Origin of the sequence: Microvirga flocculans ATCC BAA-817, from assembly GCF_000518665.1 — a bacterium.
GTDB classification, from domain to species: domain Bacteria; phylum Pseudomonadota; class Alphaproteobacteria; order Rhizobiales; family Beijerinckiaceae; genus Microvirga; species Microvirga flocculans.
Genome location: NZ_JAEA01000012.1, coordinates 112,399 through 134,776 on the forward strand (window position 1 = coordinate 112,399; position 22,378 = coordinate 134,776).

Genomic DNA, 22,378 nt, shown 5'->3' on the forward strand with positions numbered 1-22,378 from the left:
GGCGCGTCTGCCGGATCAAGCCGCCTTCGTGCGCTTGTTCTGGCGGTTGGTGATCAGGTCGTCGACCACGGTGGGGTCGGCCAGCGTCGAGGTATCGCCCAGCGAGCCGAACTCGTCCTCGGCGATCTTGCGCAGGATGCGGCGCATGATCTTGCCGGAGCGGGTCTTGGGCAGGCCCGGCGCGAACTGGATCAGGTCCGGGGAGGCGATGGGGCCGATCTCCTTGCGCACCCAGGCCACCAGCTCCTTGCGCAGATCCTCGGAGGGCTGCTCGCCCGCCATCAGGGTGACATAGGCGTAGATGCCCTGGCCCTTGATGTCGTGCGGGTAGCCGACCACGGCGGCTTCCGACACCTTCGGATGGGCGACGAGAGCGGATTCCACTTCCGCCGTGCCCATGCGGTGGCCGGAGACGTTGATCACGTCGTCCACGCGGCCGGTGATCCAGTAATAGCCGTCCGCGTCGCGGCGGCAGCCGTCGCCGGTGAAGTACTTGCCCGGATAGGTGGAGAAGTAGGTCTGCACGAAGCGCTCGTGGTCGCCGTAGACCGTGCGCATCTGGCCCGGCCAGGAATCGGCGATCACCAGATTGCCCTCGCAGGCGCCCTCCAGCACCTTGCCTTCCGCATCCACGACCTGCGGCTTCACGCCGAAGAAGGGCCGCGTCGCGGAGCCGGGCTTCAGCTTCGTGGCGCCGGGCAGCGGCGTGATGAGAATGCCGCCGGTCTCCGTCTGCCACCAGGTGTCGACGATCGGGCAGCGGCCGTCGCCGACCACGCGATGGTACCATTCCCAGGCTTCCGGATTGATCGGCTCGCCGACCGAGCCCAGCAGGCGAAGCGACTTGCGTGAGGTCTTCTTCACCGGCTCCTCGCCCGCCTGCATGAGGGAGCGGATGGCGGTCGGGGCGGTGTAGAAGATGTTGACCTGGTGCTTGTCGATCACGTCCCAGAAGCGGGAGATGGTGGGATAGGTCGGCACGCCCTCGAACATCAGCGTCGTCGCGCCGTTCGCGAGCGGGCCGTAGACGATGTAGGAATGGCCCGTCACCCAGCCCACGTCGGCGGTGCACCAGTAGATGTCGCCGTCGTGGTAGTCGAACACGTAATTGTGCGTCATCGCCGCGTAGACGAGATAGCCGCCGGTGGTGTGCAGCACGCCCTTCGGGGTGCCGGTGGACCCGGAGGTGTAGAGGATGAACAGCGGATCCTCCGCGTTCATCTCCTCATAGGGGCAATCGTCGGAGACGAGCTTGGCCGCCTCGTCGTAATAGACGTCGCGGCCCGGCACCATGTTCACGGCGCCGCCCGTGCGGCGCACGACGAGCACGTGGTCCACCACGCCGGGACCGACGGTCTCGATGGCCGCGTCCACGTTCACCTTGAGCGGCACCTTGCGGCCGCCGCGCAGGCCCTCGTCGGCGGTGATGACGAAGGCGGACTTGGCGTCCTGGATGCGGCTGGCGAGCGAATCCGGCGAGAAGCCGCCGAACACCACGGAATGGATGGCTCCGAGCCGGGCGCAGGCCAGCATCGCATAGGCCGCTTCCGGGATCATGGGCATGTAGATCGTGACCCGGTCTCCCTTGCCGACGCCCCGGTTGCGCATGATGTTTGCCATGCGGTTCACTTCCGCGTGAAGCTCGCGGTAGGTGATCTTCTTCGACTCGGACGGGTTGTCGCCTTCCCAGATGATGGCGACCTGGTCGCCGCGGGTGTGGAGGTGCCGGTCGATGCAGTTATAGGCCACGTTGGTGACGCCGTCCTCGAACCAGCGGATCGAGACGTTCTCGGGGCCGAAATTCGTGTTCTTGATCCGGGTCGGCGGCTTGAACCAGTGGATGCGCTTGGCTTCCTCGGCCCAGAAGGCCTCCGGGTTCTTGACGGAAGCCTCGTATTTCGCGCGGTAGCCCGCGTCGTCCAGATAGGCGCGGTGCTTCCACTCCGACGGCACGTCGTAGATCTTCTCTTCCATGGCGCTTCTCCCGAACGCATCTTAGATCAAGTTAGCGCTAGGTTTACGGAAAGAGAGAGGGGTCGGGCAAGCGGGACGGCGATCGGACTTTGGTCTTTGCTACTTTTGGGTGTCGACCGGCCTGTGTCCTCCTCCCATCCCGGGCCGACAGGGGAAGCCTACAACCCGCCCATCCGGCACACGATGGCCCATTCCTCGTCCGTCACCGGCTGCACGGAGAGGCGGGAATTGTTGACGAGAATCATCTTTTCGAGGCCCGGCTGCTTCTTGATCTCCTCGAGCGTGACGGGTTTCGGGAAAGCCTTGACGGCTTTGACGTCCACCATGCCGAACTTGCCGCTCTCATCCGTGTGGTCGGGGTAGTATTCCCGGATCACCTCGACGATGCCGACAACGGCCTTGCCCTCGTTGGAATGATAGAAGAAGCCCTGCTCGCCCAATTTCATCGCCATCAGGTTCTGCTTGGCGACATGGTTGCGCACGCCGTTCCAATGGGTGCCCTTCGCGCCCGCTTCGACCTGCTGGTCCCAGGACCACACGGAGGGTTCTGACTTGTAGAGCCACTTGGCCATCGGTTTCTTGCTCAATGCTCGGATTTGATGGGACGGTTCATGAGCGCATCGACCGCCTCATCGAGGGTCCATGCGCCGGAAAGGATCCGGTCGACGGCTTCCGCGATCGGCATGTCGACATGCTTCGCGCGGGCCAGGGCCACCAGGGCGCTCGCGGTGGCGGCTCCCTCCACCAGCTTGCCGCCGGCAGCCTCCGCGACGCTCATGCCCTGGCCCAGGCGCTGGCCGAAGGCGAAGTTGCGGGAATGGGCCGAGGAGCAGGTGAGCACGAGATCGCCCAGCCCCGAGAGCCCCATCAGGGTTTCCGCCTTGCCGCCATAGGCGCGGGCGAAGCGCAGGAGCTCGGCGAAGCCGCGCGCGATCAGGGCGGCCTTGGCGCTCTCGCCGAGGCCCTTGCCCGCCACCGCGCCGCAGGCGATGGCCAGCACGTTCTTGGCCGCGCCGCCGATCTCGACGCCGCGCAGGTCCTGGCCGTGATAGACGCGAAAGGTCGGGCCGGACAAAGCGGTCGCGAGCTCCTCGGCGAGCGCCGCATCCCCGCAGGCGAGCGTCACGGCGGTGGGCAGGCCCCGCGCCACGTCGTCGGCGAAACTCGGTCCTGACAGCACGGCCACGGGCGAGCCGGGGCGCACGCCCTCCACCACGTCGCAGAGAAACGCCTTGCTCTTGCGCTCGATGCCCTTGGCGCAGAGCACGAGCGGCGTCCCGGGAGGCAGCACGGAGGAGAGCGCCGCCGTCATCTCCCGCGTGGTCTGCGCGGGCGTGACGAGCAGGACGGCGCGGGAGGAGGCCAGATCGCCGAGAGCGGCGGTGACGCGGATGCGCCCGTGCAGCGGGACGCCGGGCAGGAAGCGCGCGTTGGTGCGCGTTTGCGCCAGCGCCTTCGCCTGCTCGGGCGAGCGCATCCAGAGCACCACGTCGTTGCCGGCCGTCGCGGCGGCGTTGGCGAGCGCCGTCCCCCAGGCTCCGGCTCCGGCGATGCCGATCGGTCCGGACGGCTGGGTGGTCACGCCTTCGCTCCCGCCTCGTCGCGGCTCGTGTCCAGGGGCCAGCGGGCGCGGGCCGGGGCGCCGATGTCGTCGATGAGGCCGAGGCGCATCCGCTCCAGGCCCGCCCAGGCGATCATCGCGCCGTTGTCGCCGCACAGCGCCACCGGCGGCGCGACGAGCTTGAGCCCGGCCTCGACGGCGAGACGCTGGAGCGCCTGGCGCATGGCCTGGTTGGCGGCGACGCCGCCGGCCACCACCAGCGCGGTCGGATGGCCCGCGATCTCGCGGAAGGCCCGCAGGCCCACGCGGGTGCGGTCCACCACCACATCCACGATGGCGGCCTGGAAGCTCGCGCAGAGGTCGCAAACGTCGCTCGCCGTCAGCGGCGCGATCTTCTCCGCCTCGATCCGCACGGCTGTCTTGAGGCCCGAGAGCGAGAAATTCGGTTCCGGCCGGCCCTGCAGGGGGCGCGGCAGGGCGAAGCGCTCCGGGTTGCCCTTGGCCGCCTCGCGCTCCACGTGCGGGCCGCCGGGATACGCTAAGCCCAGCATCTTGGCGACCTTGTCGAAAGCCTCGCCGATGGCATCGTCGATGGTGGTGCCCAGCCGCACGTAGTCGCCCACGCCGCGCACCGCCACGAGCTGGGTATGGCCGCCGGAGGCGAGCAGGAGGAGATAGGGAAAGCCGATGCCGTCGGTGAGCCGCGCGGTCAGCGCATGGGCCTCGAGATGGTTCACTGCCATCAGGGGCTTGCGGGTCACGAGCGCGATGGCCTTGGCGGTGGTCAGCCCCACCAGCACGCCGCCGATGAGTCCCGGGCCCGCCGCCACCGCGATCCCGTCGATGTCCTTCACGGAGCAGCCCGCGTTCTTCAGCGCGCGGGCCACGAGACGGTCGATCACCTCCACATGGGCGCGGGCCGCGATCTCCGGCACCACGCCGCCGTAACGGGCGTGCTCGGCGATCTGGCTCAGGACCTCGTTGGAGAGAATCTCGCCCCGCCCGTCGAAGCCGACGCCCACCACGGCGGCCGCGGTTTCGTCGCAGGTGGTCTCGATGCCTAGGATGCGCATGACGTTGGCTGTCTCGATTAAGGTGTTGTCCGGGCTTCCGGCCCGGCGCTCCTCCCCCTATAGTCCGCCGCGCCGCACAAGATCAAACGCAGATCGCACAGGACAGGAGCACCCGAGCAGAATGGCCTCTTCACCGACCCTGGTCATCGGCACGCGAGGCAGTCCGCTTGCCCTCGCGCAAGCTCACGAGACGCAAGACAGGCTGGTCGCCGCCCATGGCTGGACCGTGGAGCAGCTGCCCCTGTCGATCATCAAGACCACGGGCGACGCCATTCAGGACCGGCCCCTTTCGGAGGCGGGCGGCAAGGGGCTCTTCACCAAGGAACTCGACATCGCGCTCCTCGACGGCTCCATCGATCTCGCCGTCCATTCCGCCAAGGACCTGCCGACGACTCTGCCGGAGGGAATCGCCATTGCGGGCTTCCTGCCGCGGGAGGACGTGCGCGACGCCTTCATCAGCCACCGTTTCAAGAGCCTCGCCGATCTTCCCGAGGGCGCTGTGGTCGGCTCCGCATCCTTGCGGCGGCAGGCGCAGATTCGCCGCCTGCGGCCGGATCTCCAGGTCACGCTCCTGCGCGGCAACGTGCAGACGCGGCTCGCCAAGCTCGAACGCGGCGAGGTCGATGCCACGCTTCTCGCCATGGCGGGCCTGCGTCGCCTGGGGCTTACCGATCATGTGACCGCGGTTCTCGACACGCAGGATTTCCTGCCCGCTGTCGGGCAGGGGGCCATCGCCATCGCGGTCCGCGCCGCGGATGAACGGGTCCGCGCGGCGCTCCAGCCGATCCTCGACGCGCCGACGGCGCAGGCGCTCGCCGCCGAACGGGCTTTCCTGACCGTTCTCGACGGCTCCTGCCGCACGCCGATCGCCGGGCATGCGCGGCTGATCGGCAACGACCTGGAAATCCGCGGCCTCGTGCTGCGTCCCGACGGATCTGAGAGCCTGGAGACGGTGCGGCGCGGCGCGCCGGACGACGCGGCGGCTCTCGGGCGGGACGCCGGCAGCGAGCTGCGCGCACGCATGCCGGCCGGGTTCCTGAAAATCTGATGCGGTTCCTCGTCACCCGCTCTCCCGACGACGCCGTGCGCACGGGGCAGAAGCTCGCCGCCCTCGGACATGAGGCATGCCTCGCGCCCGTGACCCGGATCGTCCCGACGGGCGATCCCCTCCCGGCCGATCCCTGTGACGCCCTGATCGTCACCAGCGCCCATGCGGAGGAAGCCCTGCACGCGCTCGACCGTCGCAAGCCCGTCTTCGCCGTGGGCGAGCGCACGGCCGAGGCGGTGCGCGCTGCGGGATTTGCCGAGGTCGCGGTGGCGGATGGCGACGCGGTGTCCCTGTCGCGGCTGATTCGCCTCCGGGCCCGGCCGGGCATCGCGCTCCTTCACGTGACGGCGCGCCATCACAAGGAGGAACCGGCAGCCTCCCTGCGCGCCGCCGGGTTCACAATCGTGCAATGGGAGGCCTATGAGGCGCAGGCCGTCGAGGCTCTGCCCGATATGGCCGTCGAGGCCCTGCGCTCTGGCCAAATCGATGCGGCGCTCCATTATTCCCGGAGGAGCGCCGATCTCGTCGTCCGGCTGGCGGAGGAGGCGGGCCTGGCCTCCGCTCTCCGGGCCATCCCCCATCTCTGCCTGTCGGCGGACGTCGCCGCTCCCTTGAGGGCGCTGGGTGCAACGACCGTCGAGGCTGCGGAACCGTCGGAAGAGGCGCTCCTGTCGTGTCTCGACAGCCTCCCATGACCCGCGCCGCCGCTTCGGTTACGATCCCGCCAGGGATCCTTGCCAAAGGAGACGACCATGATTCGACGGGCCTGCCGTTCCCAGCCGCCAGGCCCGGATGAAGAGGCTGCCGCTTGCCTGCGCTCAAGCTTGCCTCAATTCCATCGCACACTGATTTTTTGCAGATTTCGCCAAGAGTGACCCGTGACCGATTCATCTGATCCCCGACGCCCGAAATCCTCCCGCAGGAAGCCCGCGCGCGAGCCGGCGACCCTCGACCTGCAGGCCACCGTGATCGACGACGGCGCGAACCGGGCCAGCCCCGAAGGCGGCGTCGAGGATAAAGTCGGCCAGGGTATCCACGGCGAGGAGGCGCGGGCGCCGGAAGCCGCACCGGCGGATACCCTGCCGGGCGGGACGCCCGACGAAACCATTCCGAGCGGCAGCGAACCCCCGGTCACGGCGACGGCGACCCCCGAGACCACCCTCGACTCGGGCATGGGCACCGACACGCTGCCGTCCGGGGAGACGACGGAACAGGAAGCCGTCGCTCGGGAGCCGTCCGCATCCGAGGGGCGGGCAAAGCCCATGCCTTCTCCGGCCGCGCCGGAGCCTCGCAGTTCGGCCGGAGCCCTCATCGGGGCGGGATTGATCGGCGGCCTCATCGGAGCGGGAGCCCTCTACGGATTGCAGGCCTGGCAGGCGTCCACGGGCCAGACCCAGCCGGTGGAGCTGCGCCTCGCCCAGCTCGAGCAGCGCGTGGGCGCTCTCCGGCAGCCCGCTCCCGCCGCGCCGGCTCAAGGCAATGCCCAGGCGTTGGAAGGGCGCATCCAGGCTCTCGAAACCGCGAGAGGCGAACTCGACCGGCGGCTCCAGGCTCTCCAGAACACCGCCGGGCAGGCGGCCGCGCAGGCCCAGGAAGCCCTCAGCCGCCCCCTGCCGGAGGCCCCGGCCCCCCAGGTCTCTCCCGAGAACGAGGCCGCGCTCGCCGACCTCTCCAGCCGGCTTTCGTCCCTGGAGGAGCAGATGCGGGCCAATGCGCAGAGCGCGGCGAATGCGGCGGGAGCCGCCCAGGATCTCGACCGGCGGATTGCGGATCTCGACCGCCAGCTTGCGGAAACCGGCCGCCGGTTCGCGGAGGCCGACCGCCGGATCGGCGAGCAGGAGCAGCGTTTCTCCGCCCTGTCCCGGCAGGCGGCCGAAAGCACCCGGACCGCCGAGGCGGCGAGCCAGACCGGAACCCGTGTCGTCCTGGCCGGACGCCTGAACGACGCCCTGAACAGCGGAGCGCCCTATGCGGAGGTGCTCGACGGCGTGAGGAAGGCTGGCGCCGATCCGGCCCGGCTGGCGCCTCTCGAGCCGTTCGCCCAGCAGGGCGCCCCGACGGCGGCGGCGCTGGCGCAGAGCTTCGAGCCCGTGGAGACGGCGATCCTGCGGGAGAGCCGCGGTCCGGCCGAGAGCTGGACGGACCGGCTCCTGCGCATGGCGGACAAGGTGGTGACGGTGAGGCCCGTGACCGAGCCGGGCGCGACCGGCGTTCCCGCTCAGGTCGCCCGGATCCGGCAGGCGCTGGAGCGCGGCGACGTGGTGGAGGCGGCCGCCGCCTGGGACACCCTGCCCGAACCGTCGCGGCGTCTGTCGGAGGAGTGGGGCCGGCAGGTCAAGGCCGTCGCCGAGGCGCACCGGGCCGCTCAGGGGCTCAGCTCCGATGCTCTCGCCACCCTCAACCGTCCGACGCAATAAAAGGATCAGCCCAGCATGTGGCGCGCTCTCGTCTTCATCGGTCTTCTCTGCGTCGCGGCTTTCGGCGCGGTCTGGCTGGCCGACCGGCCGGGCACGGTCCTGATCACCTTCAGCGGCTACGAGGTCCGCATGTCCGTGGCGGTCGCCGCCATCGCCCTGGTCGGCCTGGCGCTCGTCCTGGCCCTGCTCTGGTCCCTGGTCTCGGGAATCCTGCGCCTTCCCTCCCGCCTCACCTTCGCCTCGCGGGCGCGCCGCCGCGCCCGGGGCTATCAGGCCGTCTCCCGCGGCATGGTGGCGGTCGGCGCTGGCGATACCATCGCGGCCCGCCGCTATGCCAACGAGGCCGAACGTCTTCTCGGCCGCGAGCCGCTGACGCTCCTCCTGAAGGCGCAGGCGGCCCAGGTCTCCGGCAACCGCGAGGCCGCCGAGGCCGCCTTCACCCAGATGATGGAGGAGGACGAAACCCGCGTCCTGGGCCTGCGCGGCCTCTTCGTGGAGGCGCGCCGCCGGGGCGACGGGGCCGCGGCCCAGGAATATGCCTCCGAGGCGGTTCGCCTCGCCCCCGCTGCTGCCTGGGCAAGCGATGCGGTTCTCGAGGCGCGCTGCGCCGATCGCGACTGGCGCGGGGCGCTGGAAGCCATCGAGAGGCGGACCTCCCTCGGCCTTCTCGACAAGGCCACCGCCAGGCGCCACCGGGCGGTTCTCCTCACGGCGGACGCCCTGGAGCGGGTGGACCACGATCCGGAGGGCGCCCTGCGCAGCGCCCTGGATGCGGCGAAGCTCGCGCCGGATCTGGTGCCGGCCGCGGCGGTCGCGGGCCGCCTGCTGTCGCGCAGGGGCGACCTGCGCAAGGCCGCCAAGGTGGTGGAGGCCGCCTGGCGCAGCCTGCCCCATCCGGACCTGGCCGATGTCTATCTCAACCTGCGCCCGGGCGATTCGGGCCTCGACCGTCTGAAACGGGCCGAGACCCTCATACGGCTCTCCGGCGGCGCGCCGGAGGGACGCCTCGCCGTCGCCCGCGCCGCCCTGGAGGCGCGCGAGTTCGAACGGGCCCGAAGCGCCCTCGATCCCCTACTTCAGGACCGGCCGAGCATGCGGGTCTGCCTCCTCATGTCCGATCTGGAACAGGCGGAGCACGGCTCCACGGGCAAGGGCCGCGAATGGCTCGCCCGCGCGACCCGGGCCCCGCGCGACCCGGCCTGGATCGCCGACGGGGTCGTCTCCGACCACTGGGCCCCGGTTTCGCCCGTCACCGGCCGTCTCGACGCCTTCGTGTGGCAGGCTCCGCCCGACGTGCTCATCGCACCCGAACTGACCCTGCACGACGATGTGACGGCGGATCTCGACGACGAGCCGAGGCCGCTGCCTGCCATGCCCGCGCCCAAGGCTGCCCTAGGCGAGGCGCCCGTGTCCGAACCGGAGCCCGTCGTCGCGGCGCCCGAGGCGAAGGCCGATGCCACTCCCGGCGAACCGGTGAAGGAGCAGGCGGGCAAGCCGCTGCCCGAACCGGTGGTCTTCCCGGCAAGCCCCCCGGACGTGCCGAAGCCGAAGGAGGAAGCGGCGGCCGCTCGCCGCAGCGTTTTTTCGGTCTGGTAGGGCCATTCCGCCCCTTCCCGCCCTTGCCAAGCGGCGGGGGAGCGGGTAAGAGGGCGGCCTCTCGGATCGCAAGCATTGCGATGCCGCAATAGCTCAGCTGGTAGAGCACCTCATTCGTAATGAGGGGGTCGGGGGTTCAAATCCCTCTTGCGGCACCATTCCCATCCTTGACGGCAGGGCAGCCTGGCGGGCATCGACGGGAAGGACTGGAAGGGGGCCATAGCTCAGCTGGGAGAGCGCTTGCATGGCATGCAAGAGGTCGGCGGTTCGATCCCGCCTGGCTCCACCATCCTGCCAAGACGAGAGACGGAGCGTGCGGGTGTAGCTCAGGGGTAGAGCACAACCTTGCCAAGGTTGGGGTCGAGGGTTCGAATCCCTTCGCCCGCTCCAATTTTCAAAAAAGCCGCCTTCGGGCGGCTTTTTGCTTTTCAGGGCCCATCCGCGCTCGCTGACGGTGTTTCAGCGTGTCGGAAAAGAAAAGCCCGGCCAGGGGCCGGGCTTTCCGTTGGCTTCGAGCTGCATGCTTCCCTTGAGGGAAAAGTCAGGCCGATCCTTAAGCGGCCTTGACGCCGTGAAGGAAGGTCTCGACCTCGCGGCTGAGATCCTCGGAATGGCGGGCGAGCTCCTGCGCGGCGCCCAGCACCTGGGCGGCCGCTGCGCCGTTGCCCTGGGCCGCCTGCTGCACGGACACGATATTGCCCGTGACGGATTCCGTGCCGCGTGCTGCCTCCTGCACATTGCGGGCGATCTCGGCGGTGGCCGCGCCCTGTTCCTCCATGGCGGCGGCAATCGAGGTCGAGATCTGCGACATCTCGGTGATGGTGCGCGCGATCTCCTGGATCGCCGCGACCGTATGCTGCGTCGCCTGCTGCACCGAACCGATCTGGCTCGCGATCTCCTCGGTCGCCTTGGCGGTCTGGCTCGCCAGTTCCTTCACCTCGGTCGCGACCACGGCGAAGCCCTTGCCGGCTTCGCCTGCGCGTGCGGCCTCGATGGTGGCGTTGAGCGCGAGCAGGTTGGTCTGGCCCGCGATCGTGTTGATGAGCTGGACCACGTCGCCGATCTTGCCTGCGGTCGCAGCCAGCTCATGGACCGTCGCATCCGTGCGCCGGGCTTCCTCGACGGCCTTTTCGGCGATCTGCGAGGATTGGGTGACCTGGGTGGAGATCTCGCGGATCGAGATGGACAGCTCCTCCGTGGCGGCCGCCACGGTCTGCACGTTGGACGAGGTCTGCTGCGCGGCGGAGGAGACGCCGATCAGCTGGCCGACGGCCTGCTCGGCGCCGGACGACATGGATTGCGCGGTCGCTTCCATCTCCGTGGCGGCGGAGGACAGGCCCTGCGTCAGGGCCGAGACCGTGGCGTCGAAGCGCTTCGTGAGCTGATCGAGCGCCTCGGCCCGGCGCATCTTGGCTTGGTTCTCGGCTTCCTGCAGGGTGGCGAGGCGGCGCGCCTCGATGGCGTTGTCCTTGAACACCTGCAGCGCGCGGGCCAGATTGCCGACTTCGTCCCTGCGATTGGTTCCCGCGACATCCACCTCGAGATCGCCGCCGGCCAGACGGTCCATCGCGCCGATCATCCCGTTCAGAGGACGCACGACGGCGAACACGACGATCGACCCGAGCAGGGCGATGGCGACGAGAATGCCGATGGTCGAAGAAGCCTTCAGGGTCCATGAGGTCTCGGATGCCAGATCGTCCGCATCGCTGGCTCTTCTCTGAAGCGTTTCAGTAGTAAGTTTCGTCAGATCCTCCAGCATGGTCCGCAGCTTGAGGCGCGCTTCGCGTCCCTCCGTGCTCGACACCTGCATGGCGTCGTCGATGCGGTGCGACCGCGACAACGCGACGCTTTTATCCATGAAGCTGAAATAGGTCTCGACCTGAGCCTTGAGGTTCGCGACTCTTTCTTGGCGCTGCTGATTATCGGCTAGGGCCGCCAGCTGCTCGATCTGCTTGAACACGAGCTCCTTCTGCTGGGCGTAGGTTCTGCCCGCGGACGCGATCAGCTCGGGATCCTTGTACAGGATCAGGTTCTTTTCCTGGGTCGAAGCCTCGTTCACTTCGGCCTTGATCTGAAGGATCAGGGCCTGCCGTGCCACTTCCTGCTCGACGAGATCCTGCGTGTCCTGGGCCAGGTGCTGAAGCCCGCGGTCCGCGATCACGATCAGGCCGATGGCGATGGCGACGAAGATAAAGGTTGGGATGGCTAGTTTGACGATCAGCTTGAGGTTGTCGAGGAAGCGCATGTTTCTTGTGTGGCCTGCCCGCATCGCCGCGGGAGGCGCACGCCCCCATGGCGCGCGGATTGACAGGCTCCCGGGGTCTATCGAGCGAAGCTTGCGCCGTGCTTGCCCGAAGCTTCCATGACCATGCCTTTTCTGCAGGGAAGGATTGCGGCCTGTCAGGACGCTTCCGGTCATGACAGGCTCGCATTCCGAATGCGGCGCATCCGTCGAAGGTGCGCCTCAGGCCGCCGTGCTGTCGCGAAGAGCGCACGCCCGATCTTCAATCCTCTCGAAGGCGAGCAGTCCGAGACCGGACCGCACCTCATCCAGCGTGGCTTGTGTCCTTTCCCGCGCCGCGCGCGTGCCGGATCGCACAATGTCCAGCACGTAGCCCGGATCCTGCGCCAGGGCGGCGCGGCGTTCGCGGATGGGCGCGAGCAGCGCCTGCAGGATGTCCTCCAGGCGGCGCTTCACGGCTGCGTCGCCGAGGCCGCCGCGCCGGTAATGCGCCTTGAGCGCCTCGACGGCCGCGCGATCCTCGTCGAATGCATCGAGATAGGTGAAGACGACATTGCCCTCGACCGTCCCGGGCTCGCCGGCGCGCAGGTGGTTGGGGTCCGTATACATACGGCGCACGGCATCCCGGATGTCGTCGGGCGTCGCGGAGAGCGGGATCGCATTGCCTTGGGACTTGCTCATCTTCCCCTTGCCGTCGACACCGGGAAGACGTCCCACCGATGGAATCAGGGCGCGGGCCTCGGGCAGAACCGCGCGGCCGATCTGCCGGTTGAGACGCCGCACGATCTCGTTCGTCTGCTCGATCAGGGGCGCCTGGTCCTCGCCCACGGGAACGACCGTCGCCTTGAAGCCGGTAATGTCGGCCGCCTGGGCCGCCGGATAGCACAGGAAGCCTGCCGGAATGTCGCGTCCGAAGCCGCGGGCCTGGATCTCCTCCTTGATGGTCGGGTTTCGCTCGAGGCGCGAAACCGTCACGAAGTTGAGATAGAGCAGGGTCAGCTCGGCGAGCGCCGGCAGTCCCGATTGCAGGCAGATGGTGGTCTTCGCCGGGTCGATTCCGACCGCCAGATAATCGAGCGCGACCTCCAGCACGTTCCGGCGCACCTTGGCGGGATCGGCGGCGTTGTCGGTGAGCGCCTGGGTATCGGCGAGCAGAAGATATTGCCGGTGGCTGTGCTGAAGCGCGACGCGGTTCCTGAGGGATCCGGCATAATGGCCGAGATGAAGGGGGCCGGTGGTCCGGTCGCCTGTGAGAATGACGGGGCGCTGGTCGGTGTCGAGGGGCATTCTGGCTCTCCAGGGTTTGAGAGCCGCCGTGACGAAGACCTGTCGGGATGAACGAACGCTGCCTGCCGTGCACGGCGGCTACGTTCGTTTCAGATCATGACGACGTGCCGCTCCCTTCAGGAGCGCCACCACAGAGACTTGATGGAGGTCGCACGGTCGTTCATGTGGGCATGAATGCCATGTCGGGACGGGCCGCGCAAGCTACAGAACCACGATGCCTGCGTGCTTGGCCTTGTTGTCCGGTTCCACGTGGATCGTGATGAGGGCGTCTTCCACATCCGCCTTGAGCGCGCGTTCGAGGCGGTCGCAGATGTCGTGGGCGTCGGTCACGCTCATGGCGCCCGGCACCACGAGGTGAAAATCGATGAAGGTCATCTTGCCCGCATGGCGCGTGCGCAGGTCGTGCGCCTCGATGGCGCCTTCCGCATTCACCGCGATGATCTCGCGCACGCGGGTGAGCGTCGTATCGGGCAGGGCCTCGTCCATGAGGCCGCCGATGCTCTCCTTCATCAGGCTCCAGCCTGACCAGAGAATGTTGAGGGCGACCAGCCCGGCGAGGACGGAATCGAGCCAGGCCCATCCGGTGACGGGGACGAGCATGAGGCCGACCAGAACGCCGCCCGAGGACATGACGTCGGTGAGAAGATGGCGTCCGTCGGCCACGAGCGCGGGGGAACGCAGGCGCCGTCCGCGATGAATGAGGATCCAGGACCAGGCGGCATTGATCACGCCCGCCAGCGCATTGATGGCGAGGCCCTCCATGGGGGCGTCGATCATCTTCGGCGACAGGAAGCCGAAATAGGCTTCGCGCATGATGGCGAGCGCCGCCACGATGATCAGCACGCCCTCGAGGACGGCAGAGAAATACTCCACCTTGTGATGGCCATAAGGGTGATTGGCGTCCGCCGGCGCGGCGCTCACGCGAACGGCCATGAAGGCCGCGACCGCCGTCACCACATTGATGATGCTCTCCAGGGCGTCGGAATAGAGCGCAATGCTGCCCGTGATGTAATAGGCGGCATATTTCAGGACGAAAACAATGGTTCCGACGAATATGCTGCCGATGGCAAGTTTATGAATCTTGTCCATGGCGCGACACGAAAAAAGCTGGATCGGGGAGAACGAGGCGACCTTATAGAGCCTGATGACGCAAGCGCAAGATCTTGTTTTACTTGCAATTCGTTTGCAAAACCAGGATCGCCGCCGTGACGGACAAGGAAAGCCAAGCCTGATCGGGCTTTCACGGCACTTGAGCATTTTTCGGCGAAGTGGATCCCGTTCGCCGTCCAGACAATGCGCCATGGCGAAGACGAGAGCTGCTTTTGCTTGGTGGAAACAGCTCTTGCCGGTCGCGCTTTCGCGCGGGCCTTACTCCTCGATTGCGGACGCCTTGAGCCGCAGCTTCCCGTAATAGGTCGACAGGGACGGCGCGAGCGTCCGGCACTGGTCGATCAGCGCGAGGGCCTCCCCGCGCTTTCCGGCGCCGATGCTGTCGAGAACGGTAGGGTGCAGCTCGGTCAGTTCGGAAAAGGCCTTGTCCTGGCCAGAGTTCTTCGGGGCGAGGATGGTGAACACGGTCGATCTCTCGGTGCGCCCCTTGACGGCGATGCGGTCGAGTTCGATCAGCACGAAATGGTCCTGCAGGGCCTTTGCGGTCGCCGGTCCGAGGACGATGGAAACGCCGTATTCCTTCGACAGGCTCTCCAGCCGCGAGGCCAGGTTCACCGTGTCCCCGAGCACGGAGTAATCGTAGCGCCAGCGGGAGCCCACGTTGCCGACCACGCAATCGCCCGTGTTGATACCGACGCCGATGGCGAAGACCGGCGCATCCTCGCCCTGCTCCCGCCGCAGCTCCGCATTCAGGCGCGCGACCGCCTCCAGCATCCGCAGGGCGGCGCGGGCGGCGCGCAAGGGATGGTCGGGACACGGCAGGGGCGCGTTCCAGAAGGCCATCACGCAGTCGCCGATATATTTGTCGATGGTGCCCCCTTCCGCGAGGATCGCTTCCGAGAGCGGATCGAGCAGGCGGTTGATGAGCGCGGTGAGGCGCTCTGGCTCGTCCTTCAGCTTTTCCGACAGGGTCGTGAAGCCACGCACGTCGCAGAACAGGACCGACAGGTTGCGCCGCTCGCCTCCCAGCTTCAGGGCGCCCGGATCGCGGGCGAGCTGGGCCACGAGCTCCGGCGAGAGATAGCGCGAGAAGGCTTCCGAGACGGCGCGGCGCAGATGCCGCTCGCGGGCATAGTCCAGGCCGAAGCGGGTGCCGAACACCGCCAGCGCCGCCGCCGCCGGAAGGGCCGGCGGCACCCATACGCGGCTGAAGCGCAGAACCGCCCAGGCGCCGACGAAGAAAAAGGCGAGCACGAAGAAGGCGGACAGGCCCGTGCGCCACGAGACGCCGTGCGTGCAGAGGGCTGCGGCCAGCATCGCCCCGGCCAGCACGAGAAGCACCATGGCCCATGGCGGCGCGGGCAGCACGTAGAGGCCGTGACGCAGGTTGTCGAGAATGGTCGCCTGCACCTCCACGCCCGCCGTGAGCGTGCCTTCCGTCAGCGTATAGGGCGTGAGGAACGTGTCGGGCGTGCTCGCGTCGGCCGTGGTCGCCGTCTTCGGGCTCAGGCCGACCAGGACGATCTGGTCCTTGAAGTAGCCGGGCGGCAGAAAGTTCGCCGGATCGAGAGCCTGATAATAGGACGCCGTCGGATAGGAGCGGTCCGGGCCGAAATACTGGATCAACGCGCCGTCGGGAGCGGGCGCGGCCTGCGCCCCGCTCAGGCGGAGCGCCTCGGCCGCGAAGCCGTCGTGAAGCGTGGGCATGCGGCGCAGATAGCCGTCCCCGTCGGGATCGACCGAGGCGATGCCGGCCACGGCTCCGGCATCGAGGAACGGATCGAGCGGATTGACCTGCGTGATCTGGGTTCCCTGGTTCAGCACGATGGTCGCAACATCCGCCGCCAGGACCACGCCCGGGCCGAGCGCCTTGGCGAAAGCCGAATCCGCTTCCTCGGTCGACGGCTCGGCGAAGATGATGTCGAAGGCGACGACTTTCGCGCCGGCCGCGCGCAGGCTCTCGACGAGCCTGGCGTGCAGCTCCCGCGACCAGGGCCAGCGCTGGCCGATCTCGGAGAAGGACGGCTCGTCGATGGCCACCACGATCGCTCCCGGTTGGGATGGACGCGGCGGGGCGATGACCGAGAGCAGGTCGTAAAGCCGTGCCTCGATCAGGCGGAAGGGAGGAAAGAACACGACCGGAATCAGAAGGGCCGCGATGAGGCCCGCCATGGCGAAGTGTCGCCAAAGCGGGTCTCCTGCACCGTTCCTCTGAGAGGCTGTATTCTCGTCGCTCACCCTCAGAACCTGGCCTTCAGGCTTGCCTCGAACGTGCGGCCCGGCCCGCGGGCGTCGAGGGCAAGCTCGTACTTCTCATCGAACATATTGAGCACGCTCAGGCCGAAGAGAAGCCTGCGGTCCGGCGTCTCCCACGAAAGCGTCGCATCCGCCGTCCAGTAATCGTCGATGGGGCGGCCTTCGATGTTGCCGGTGATGTCGCTCAGGAAGGTTCCGGCGAAGGTGAGCTTGAGACGGCTCGGATGGACGAAGGTCACGCCCGCGCGGGCGAACTTGCCGGCGATGAAGGGCACGTCGGCGCCGGGCGCTTCTTCCGAGCGGATCTTCGACGAGACAGTGCCGACGGTGCCGAACACGCCGAAGCCATGGGTGAGCCACAGGTTCGCCGTCGCCGCGAGACGCTCGATGCGTGCCTTCCCGATGCCGAGAGTGTCGACCGAATAGGCCACCGGAATGTTCAGGTCTTCCGCTTCCTGGCGCTGGTACTCGACGGCGGTGAAGACATAGGGCGACCATTCCGCGTCCCAGCGCAGGGCGAGGGTCTTGGTCTCCCCGCCGAATCCGATGGGCAGCTCGTTGGGGGCCAGGCCCACGGTGGTGACGGGCGCCAGCGTGAAGGCGATCGGCTGCAGCATATCCTGACGGTAGGCCGCCCGCAGCCACTGGCCTTCGAAGGGCGAGACGGCGATGCCGACGCGCGGCGCGATCATGGTCTCGTCGTTGTTTTCGACCTCGATGGTGCTGCGCTCGATCCCGGCCTGCGCCTCGAGCCAGTCGAAGGGACGCCAGAACGCATCCGCATAGAGGCGGCTCGCATTGAAGTCGGTGCTCGTCCGGTCGTCGATATTGACGAACTTCTCGTAGGTGCTCGTGACCCGGTTGAAGGTAAAGCCCCAGCCGCTATTGCTCTCGGTGCTGCGTCCCCGCTGCGCCTCAAGTCCGTAGTGCAAGGTGACGTCGCCGAAGCCGATCATGTGGGACAGGCTGGCCGCTGCGCCTTCGACGCGGGTGCGCGTCCAGTTGGTTCCACCTTCGATGAAGTTGGGATTGGTGGGCGAGACGACGGCCACCTCTCCATAGCGCCGGTCCAGGGCATTGATTCCGAACACGGCGCCGGTCAGCACGTTCCTGTCGCTGAAGCTGTGGCTCCACCCGGCGCCGCCCAGCATGGCGGTGCTGTCCAGGGTCGCATTGAGCAGGCTTGAAGGAGTCGAGATCGAGGCCAGGGCAGGATCCCTGTTCGCTCCGGCGCCGAAGACGAGAAAGCGGTCGGATGCCGACGGCGCCATGCCGACGAAGAAGGCTCCGCTATCCGCGCCCTCCTTGTCGATCAGGTCGCGTCCATTGGCCTTGGCGCGGCTCGCCGTCAGGGTGAAGGAGGTCGGCAGCGGCTCGTTCGAGAAGCCCTGCGCCGTCGCTTCGGCGCCCCAGCCCCAGCGGCCGTTGTGACGCAGCGCGGCGCCGCCCACCTCCACGTCCAGGAAGGGACGCCGGATGAAATCGGGGCGTCCGATGCGGCCGGACACGGCCAGCGGATCGAAGAAGAGACCCTGGATCGTGAGGTTGAGCGCCGTCATGTCCGTGTCGACGCCGGTCTCGATGGTCGACACGTCCGGTTTCTGGGTGAAAACCCTGGGCCGCTGGACGGCCGACTGGTCGAAATAGCTCGATGCCGTGAAGGGATCGAATACCCGGTCGCCGTAGAAACGGGACCATTCGTTCAGGTTCAGGAAACGATAGGCCTGCGCCGGATAGGAGCCGCCGTCCTTGTTCACGGCGATGCCTGTGAAGTCGCCGCCCCGCTGGCGGTAGCGCCGCAGGGTCTCCCGGGCTGCCAGAACGGCCTGGTCCGCCTGGTACTGGTCGATGGCGATGCCGGTGCGCACGCTGGAGACGACGGGATCGTTCGGATCGAGCCGGTCCGCATTGTCGAGGGCCTGGATCGCCAGCTCATCGTCGCCGTCCTGGTAATAGGCGAGGGCGGTCAGGAGCAGGCCCTGCGACAGGCCGGGATTGGCGGCCGAGCCGGCGAGGATGGCCTCGAGCCCCTTGGCGGATTCACCCTTCTGGAGCAGGTAGCGGCCCCGTGCGAGATAGGCCACGTGGAAGCCTGGATCGAGGCTGAGCGCCTTGTCGATCAGGGCGCCCGCCTCCTCCACCCGGCTCTGGTCCAGCAGAAAGATCGCCAGATTGGCATAGGCCACCGGGCTCCACGGGTCCTCCGCGATGGCCCGGCGCAGGGCCTCTTCGGCTGCAATCGGCCTGTCGCGATCCGATTCGAACAGGCCCAGCGTATTCCACAGGCCGGCATTGCCCGGCGCGGTCTCAAGGGCCCGGCGCAGGGACTCGACGGCCCCGTTGACCTCTCCGTCGATGTCGCCGCGGATGCTGCTGTCGGCGGCGATCACCTCCGGATCGTCCGGATCGAGAGCCTTGGCCCTGGCGATGGAGGCGCGCATGTCGTCGCGCCGGTTCAGCGTGTAGGCCACCGTCGCCGCGGCGGCGGCGATCCGCGCATCGTTCGGGAAGCGCTTCTCCGCGGCCTTCAGCACGTCGGCCGCCGCGTTCAGGTCCTGCTTGAAGGCGACCACATAGGCATGGGCCAGCGCGCCCCACGCATCGTTGGCGGAAGCCGCAGGCTCCGCGTAGATCCGCTTCGGATCGGCCAGGGATTGCGTGATGTAGCGGCCATAGGAGGCCAGGGCGCGTCTTTTGGGATCGACGCCCCGCTCCGCCTTGGCGAACAGGGCCGCGGCTTCGGACCAGCGGTGCTGCGAACCGAGGAGGGCGGCCTCGACCATGTCCGCGCGGGCGCGCTGCGCTGTGCTGAGCCGCCGCTTGCGGGCCTCGGCGAGGGCCTGTGTGGCGACGTCCCGGCCGTCATAGGAGGGAGCGATCTCCGCCAGGGTGAGCCAGTCCTCCGCGCTGCGCGCCTCAGGCGCAAGGGCCTTGATCCGGGCGCGTTCCGCCCGCAGGCCCGGACCGGTCAGGGGCGTGGTCGAGAGCGATGAGAACGTCTCGCGCAGGCTCAGGTAGAAGAGCATCTGCTCGCGGTCGTTGGAATTCGTGAGCACGAATTTCGTCGGGGCCTGCCCGATGGAGACCACGGCCCCTTCGCCCTGGCGGACCGTCACGGTGCCCTGCGAATTGGTCAGCTCCACCACGCCTTCGAGCACGATGAGGGAGGTGCGGCCGCCTTCGACCGACAGGGACCAGTCGGTGCCGCGGATCGCCGCCACGGCCGCGGGCGTCTTGACGTCGACGCCGGTTCCGCCGCGGGCCGCCCGGGCCCAGATATTGCCGCTCTGAAGGCTGAGCTCTGTCGTGCCGGCGTTGCCGGCGGCCACGTCGTTCACGGTCAGGGTCGAGTTGCGGCCGACGCGGATCTGGGTCTGATCGGCGAACAGGATCGCCAGATTGCCGATCGCGTTGGTGCGCAGGGTATCCCCGCCGACCACGTTCTGCTGGAGCGCGGCCGCGCGCCAGAGATCCTCGCGCACGAAGCGCATTTCCTCGCCGCCCTTCGCCGCCACGATGGCGCCGGCGGACGGGCCTTGCCGCGGAATGGGGGACTGGGCCTGCGCTTCGGCAAGGCTCAGAGCCAGCGCGCTCGCGGCGGCCAGAAGCGTGAGGGAACGGACAGACATGAGTGAACCAACTCGACCGGGGGTACCTGCTCTAACGTTACTCGAACTTAGCAGGAAGGGACCGGGATCAAAGTCGATTCACGCAGCCGATGCTGTGTTTTGGAGCACAGGGTGAACGATTGCGGCATATGCGCCACAGTGAGGCTATGCAATGCCGCTTCGGAACGGCTTCAGCCCGTCTTGCCCCGCGCGGCGAGAAGCTTCTGCTTGAGGTCGTTCTGGGCGAAGGGTTTCTGCAGGACCGGACGGTCGCGGAACGCGTCGCGGATCCCGGCGCTGCCGTAGCCTGTCGAAAAGACGAAGGGAATGGAGCGCTGCGCCAGGGCCTCGGCCACCGGATAGATCGGCTCGCCGGCGACGTTCACGTCGAGAATGGCGAGATCCACCTTCTCCTGCTCCACCGCATCGAGAGCGGCCGAGAGCCGGGCCGCCGGACCGATCACCTCGCAACCGAAATCGAGGAGCATGTCCTCCAGCAGCAGGGAGATTGCCGCCTCGTCCTCGACGACGAGAATCCGCAGGCCGGAGAGATCGTCTTCGCTCGCTAAGCTGTCGGTCACGGTTTTACTTTCTTTCACGCAAGGCCTTGGAGAGGGCTCCCCAGAGCGGAGGTCGGGCGCCCTCGATGCCGTCGACGTCAGGCCTTGAGAATCAGATATTTCTATCATTTCGTGCGGTCATGCAAAAGTTTCGTGCGTGGCTTCGATGCAACATCCTTGCGCGGGTGAACTTAGGGTGACGGTTTCGTTCGCCTAGTCCCGGCCTGCCTGAATCGACCCGGTATGGACAGCGCGGCCCAGGACGGGACGGAGGAGGCCGGAAAGGAAGGGATCGCAGCCTCTTGCGAAGGCGGCCGCTTGTCCTGAATAATGGCCCCATGTTGTCGCGTCGCCGCTTCCTCCCCCTCATGAACGCCTGCGCATCGGACCGCTTCCATGCCTAGGCGGGCCCTCAAAGCACCGGTTCTCATCGTCCTGCACCAGGAGCACTCGACTCCCGGCCGGGTCGGGCGCCTCCTTCTGGAGCGCGGCTATTCCCTCGACATCCGCCGCCCGCGCTTCGGCGATCCGCTGCCGGAGACCCTCGCGGAGCATACCGGCGCCGTGATCTTCGGCGGTCCCATGAGCGCCAACGATCCGGACGATTTCGTCAAGACCGAGATCGACTGGATCGAGGTGCCGCTCAAGGAGAACAAGCCGTATCTGGGCCTCTGCCTCGGGGCGCAGATGATGGCCAAGCACCTGGGCGCCCGCGTCTGGACCCACCCGGAGGGCCGGGCCGAGATCGGCTATTACCCCCTGCTGCCCACGGCGGCCGGGGAGAGGCTGAGCGAGGATTGGGGCGTGCCATGGCCGGGCCATGTCTATCACTGGCACCGCGAAGGCTTCGATTGTCCTTCGGGAGCCGAAACCCTGGCGACGGGCGACGATTTCCCGACCCAGGCGATCCGCGCCGGCGAGAAGGCCTTCGGCCTCCAGTTCCATCCGGAGGTGACGCACGCCATGCTCTGCCGCTGGACCGTCGTCGCCGAAGAGCGGCTGTGCATGCCCGGTGCGCAGGACCGGGTGCGCCAGATCGACGGGCGCTATCAGTACGACCCGCATGTTTCCCGCTGGCTCGACCGGTTTCTCGACCATTGGCTCGACGAGGGCGCGCGCGCATGAGTGGCGGGACCATTCTCGTCACGGAGCGCCTGCGGCTCTGCCCATGGCAGGACGAGGACTTTCCGCTGTTTGCGGCCTTGCATGGCGATCCGGATGTCCAGCGCTTCCTGGAGGCGGGAGAGGATGCCTGGGACGAGCCGATCCTCCGGGAAAAGTTCGCGCGCTTTCGCGCCGATTACGCCGCGCACGGCTGGTCGAAGTTCAAGGCTCTCGACGCGCAGGGCCGGTTCGTCGGCCGCGCGGGCTTCAGCCGCTTCGATGAGACGGGCGAGCTCGAACTCGGCTACAGCTTCAGGCGCGACGTCTGGGGCCAGGGCTATGCAACGGAGGTGGCGAGCGCCCTGCTGAGGTGGATCTATGGAGTTGCGCCCATCGATCATGTGATCGGCTTCGCGGTCGCCGAGCACAAGGCATCCCGCAGGGTGCTGGAGAAGGCCGGAATGACGTTCACGGGCCTGAGGGGCATCAACGGCATTCCCAACGCCTTCTACCGGCACGACCGCCCCGCCTGACGGCCTTCG

At 67.9% G+C, this 22,378-nt stretch carries 16 protein-coding genes and 3 tRNA genes; 9 read left to right on the forward strand and 10 right to left on the reverse strand.

The annotated features are described in order from the left end of the window. Window positions 1-15 precede the first annotated feature (15 nt). The 4 genes from acs to tsaD all read right to left on the reverse strand — a co-directional run bounded on the left by acs (window position 16) and on the right by tsaD (window position 4,608). A complete protein-coding gene (gene acs, locus L879_RS0114740) occupies window positions 16-1,974 on the reverse strand; it encodes an acetate--CoA ligase (protein ID WP_027316785.1) in 1,959 nt (652 codons plus the stop codon). A gap of 158 nt (window positions 1,975-2,132) precedes the next feature. After that, complete coding sequence (locus L879_RS0114745) at window positions 2,133-2,546, reverse strand: EVE domain-containing protein (RefSeq protein ID WP_027316786.1); 414 nt, start codon at window positions 2,544-2,546, stop codon at window positions 2,133-2,135. 11 nt (window positions 2,547-2,557) lie between these two features. Next, entirely contained in the window at window positions 2,558-3,556 is a 999-nt protein-coding gene (locus tag L879_RS0114750) for an NAD(P)H-dependent glycerol-3-phosphate dehydrogenase (protein WP_027316787.1), read from the reverse strand. Further along, complete coding sequence (tsaD, locus tag L879_RS0114755) at window positions 3,553-4,608, reverse strand: tRNA (adenosine(37)-N6)-threonylcarbamoyltransferase complex transferase subunit TsaD (RefSeq protein ID WP_027316788.1); 1,056 nt, start codon at window positions 4,606-4,608, stop codon at window positions 3,553-3,555. The genes L879_RS0114750 and tsaD overlap by 4 nt, the downstream gene beginning before the upstream one ends. Before the next feature lie 121 nt (window positions 4,609-4,729). On the opposite strand from tsaD, the gene hemC reads away from it, so the two are divergent. The 7 genes from hemC to L879_RS0114790 all read left to right on the forward strand — a co-directional run bounded on the left by hemC (window position 4,730) and on the right by L879_RS0114790 (window position 10,059). Continuing rightward, window positions 4,730-5,656 carry a hydroxymethylbilane synthase gene (gene hemC / locus L879_RS0114760; protein ID WP_027316789.1) on the forward strand — a complete coding sequence of 309 codons (927 nt, stop codon included), beginning with the start codon at window positions 4,730-4,732 and terminating at the stop codon, window positions 5,654-5,656. After that, window positions 5,656-6,351, forward strand: a complete 696-nt coding sequence (locus L879_RS0114765) for a uroporphyrinogen-III synthase (RefSeq protein WP_027316790.1) — start codon at window positions 5,656-5,658, stop codon at window positions 6,349-6,351. Before hemC ends, L879_RS0114765 begins: the two co-directional genes overlap by 1 nt. Window positions 6,352-6,534: 183 nt before the next feature. Then, the gene (locus tag L879_RS0114770) at window positions 6,535-8,073 is read left to right on the forward strand and encodes a COG4223 family protein (protein ID WP_027316791.1); all 1,539 of its coding nucleotides are present in this window, start codon (window positions 6,535-6,537) and stop codon (window positions 8,071-8,073) included. A 15-nt stretch (window positions 8,074-8,088) separates the two neighbouring features. Next, window positions 8,089-9,669, forward strand: a complete 1,581-nt coding sequence (locus L879_RS0114775; protein ID WP_027316792.1) for a heme biosynthesis protein HemY — start codon at window positions 8,089-8,091, stop codon at window positions 9,667-9,669. Between the two features lie 82 nt (window positions 9,670-9,751). Beyond that, window positions 9,752-9,827: transfer RNA gene (locus L879_RS0114780), tRNA-Thr, on the forward strand. Between the two features lie 55 nt (window positions 9,828-9,882). Further along, window positions 9,883-9,958 (forward strand) — tRNA-Ala (locus L879_RS0114785). A gap of 26 nt (window positions 9,959-9,984) precedes the next feature. After that, window positions 9,985-10,059: transfer RNA gene (locus L879_RS0114790), tRNA-Gly, on the forward strand. Window positions 10,060-10,222: 163 nt separating this feature from the next. On the opposite strand, the gene L879_RS0114795 is transcribed toward L879_RS0114790, so the two are convergent. The 6 genes from L879_RS0114795 to L879_RS0114820 form a co-directional block, all read right to left on the reverse strand. Further along, on the reverse strand, window positions 10,223-11,914 hold the full coding sequence (locus L879_RS0114795) for a methyl-accepting chemotaxis protein (protein ID WP_027316793.1): 1,692 nt from the start codon (window positions 11,912-11,914) through the stop codon (window positions 10,223-10,225). Between the two features lie 219 nt (window positions 11,915-12,133). Next, window positions 12,134-13,198 (reverse strand): tryptophan--tRNA ligase, encoded by a 1,065-nt coding sequence (trpS, locus tag L879_RS21800; RefSeq protein ID WP_051435336.1) that lies wholly within the window; start codon window positions 13,196-13,198, stop codon window positions 12,134-12,136. Window positions 13,199-13,399: 201 nt separating this feature from the next. Then, on the reverse strand, window positions 13,400-14,287 hold the full coding sequence (locus tag L879_RS0114805; protein WP_027316794.1) for a cation diffusion facilitator family transporter: 888 nt from the start codon (window positions 14,285-14,287) through the stop codon (window positions 13,400-13,402). Between the two features lie 279 nt (window positions 14,288-14,566). Continuing rightward, window positions 14,567-16,480: an adenylate/guanylate cyclase domain-containing protein gene (locus L879_RS0114810; protein ID WP_027316795.1), complete on the reverse strand. Its 1,914-nt coding sequence runs from the start codon at window positions 16,478-16,480 to the stop codon at window positions 14,567-14,569. A 68-nt stretch (window positions 16,481-16,548) separates the two neighbouring features. Beyond that, window positions 16,549-20,193: a FecR domain-containing protein gene (locus L879_RS0114815; RefSeq protein ID WP_027316796.1), complete on the reverse strand. Its 3,645-nt coding sequence runs from the start codon at window positions 20,191-20,193 to the stop codon at window positions 16,549-16,551. A 170-nt stretch (window positions 20,194-20,363) separates the two neighbouring features. Then, window positions 20,364-20,753, reverse strand: a complete 390-nt coding sequence (locus tag L879_RS0114820; protein ID WP_027316797.1) for a response regulator — start codon at window positions 20,751-20,753, stop codon at window positions 20,364-20,366. Window positions 20,754-21,128: 375 nt separating this feature from the next. Between L879_RS0114820 and L879_RS0114825 the strand changes: the two genes are divergently transcribed. Continuing rightward, window positions 21,129-21,857, forward strand: a complete 729-nt coding sequence (locus L879_RS0114825; protein WP_027316798.1) for a glutamine amidotransferase — start codon at window positions 21,129-21,131, stop codon at window positions 21,855-21,857. Further along, window positions 21,854-22,369, forward strand: coding sequence for a GNAT family N-acetyltransferase (locus L879_RS0114830; protein ID WP_027316799.1), 516 nt, complete (start codon window positions 21,854-21,856; stop codon window positions 22,367-22,369). Before L879_RS0114825 ends, L879_RS0114830 begins: the two co-directional genes overlap by 4 nt. Window positions 22,370-22,378 lie beyond the last annotated feature (9 nt).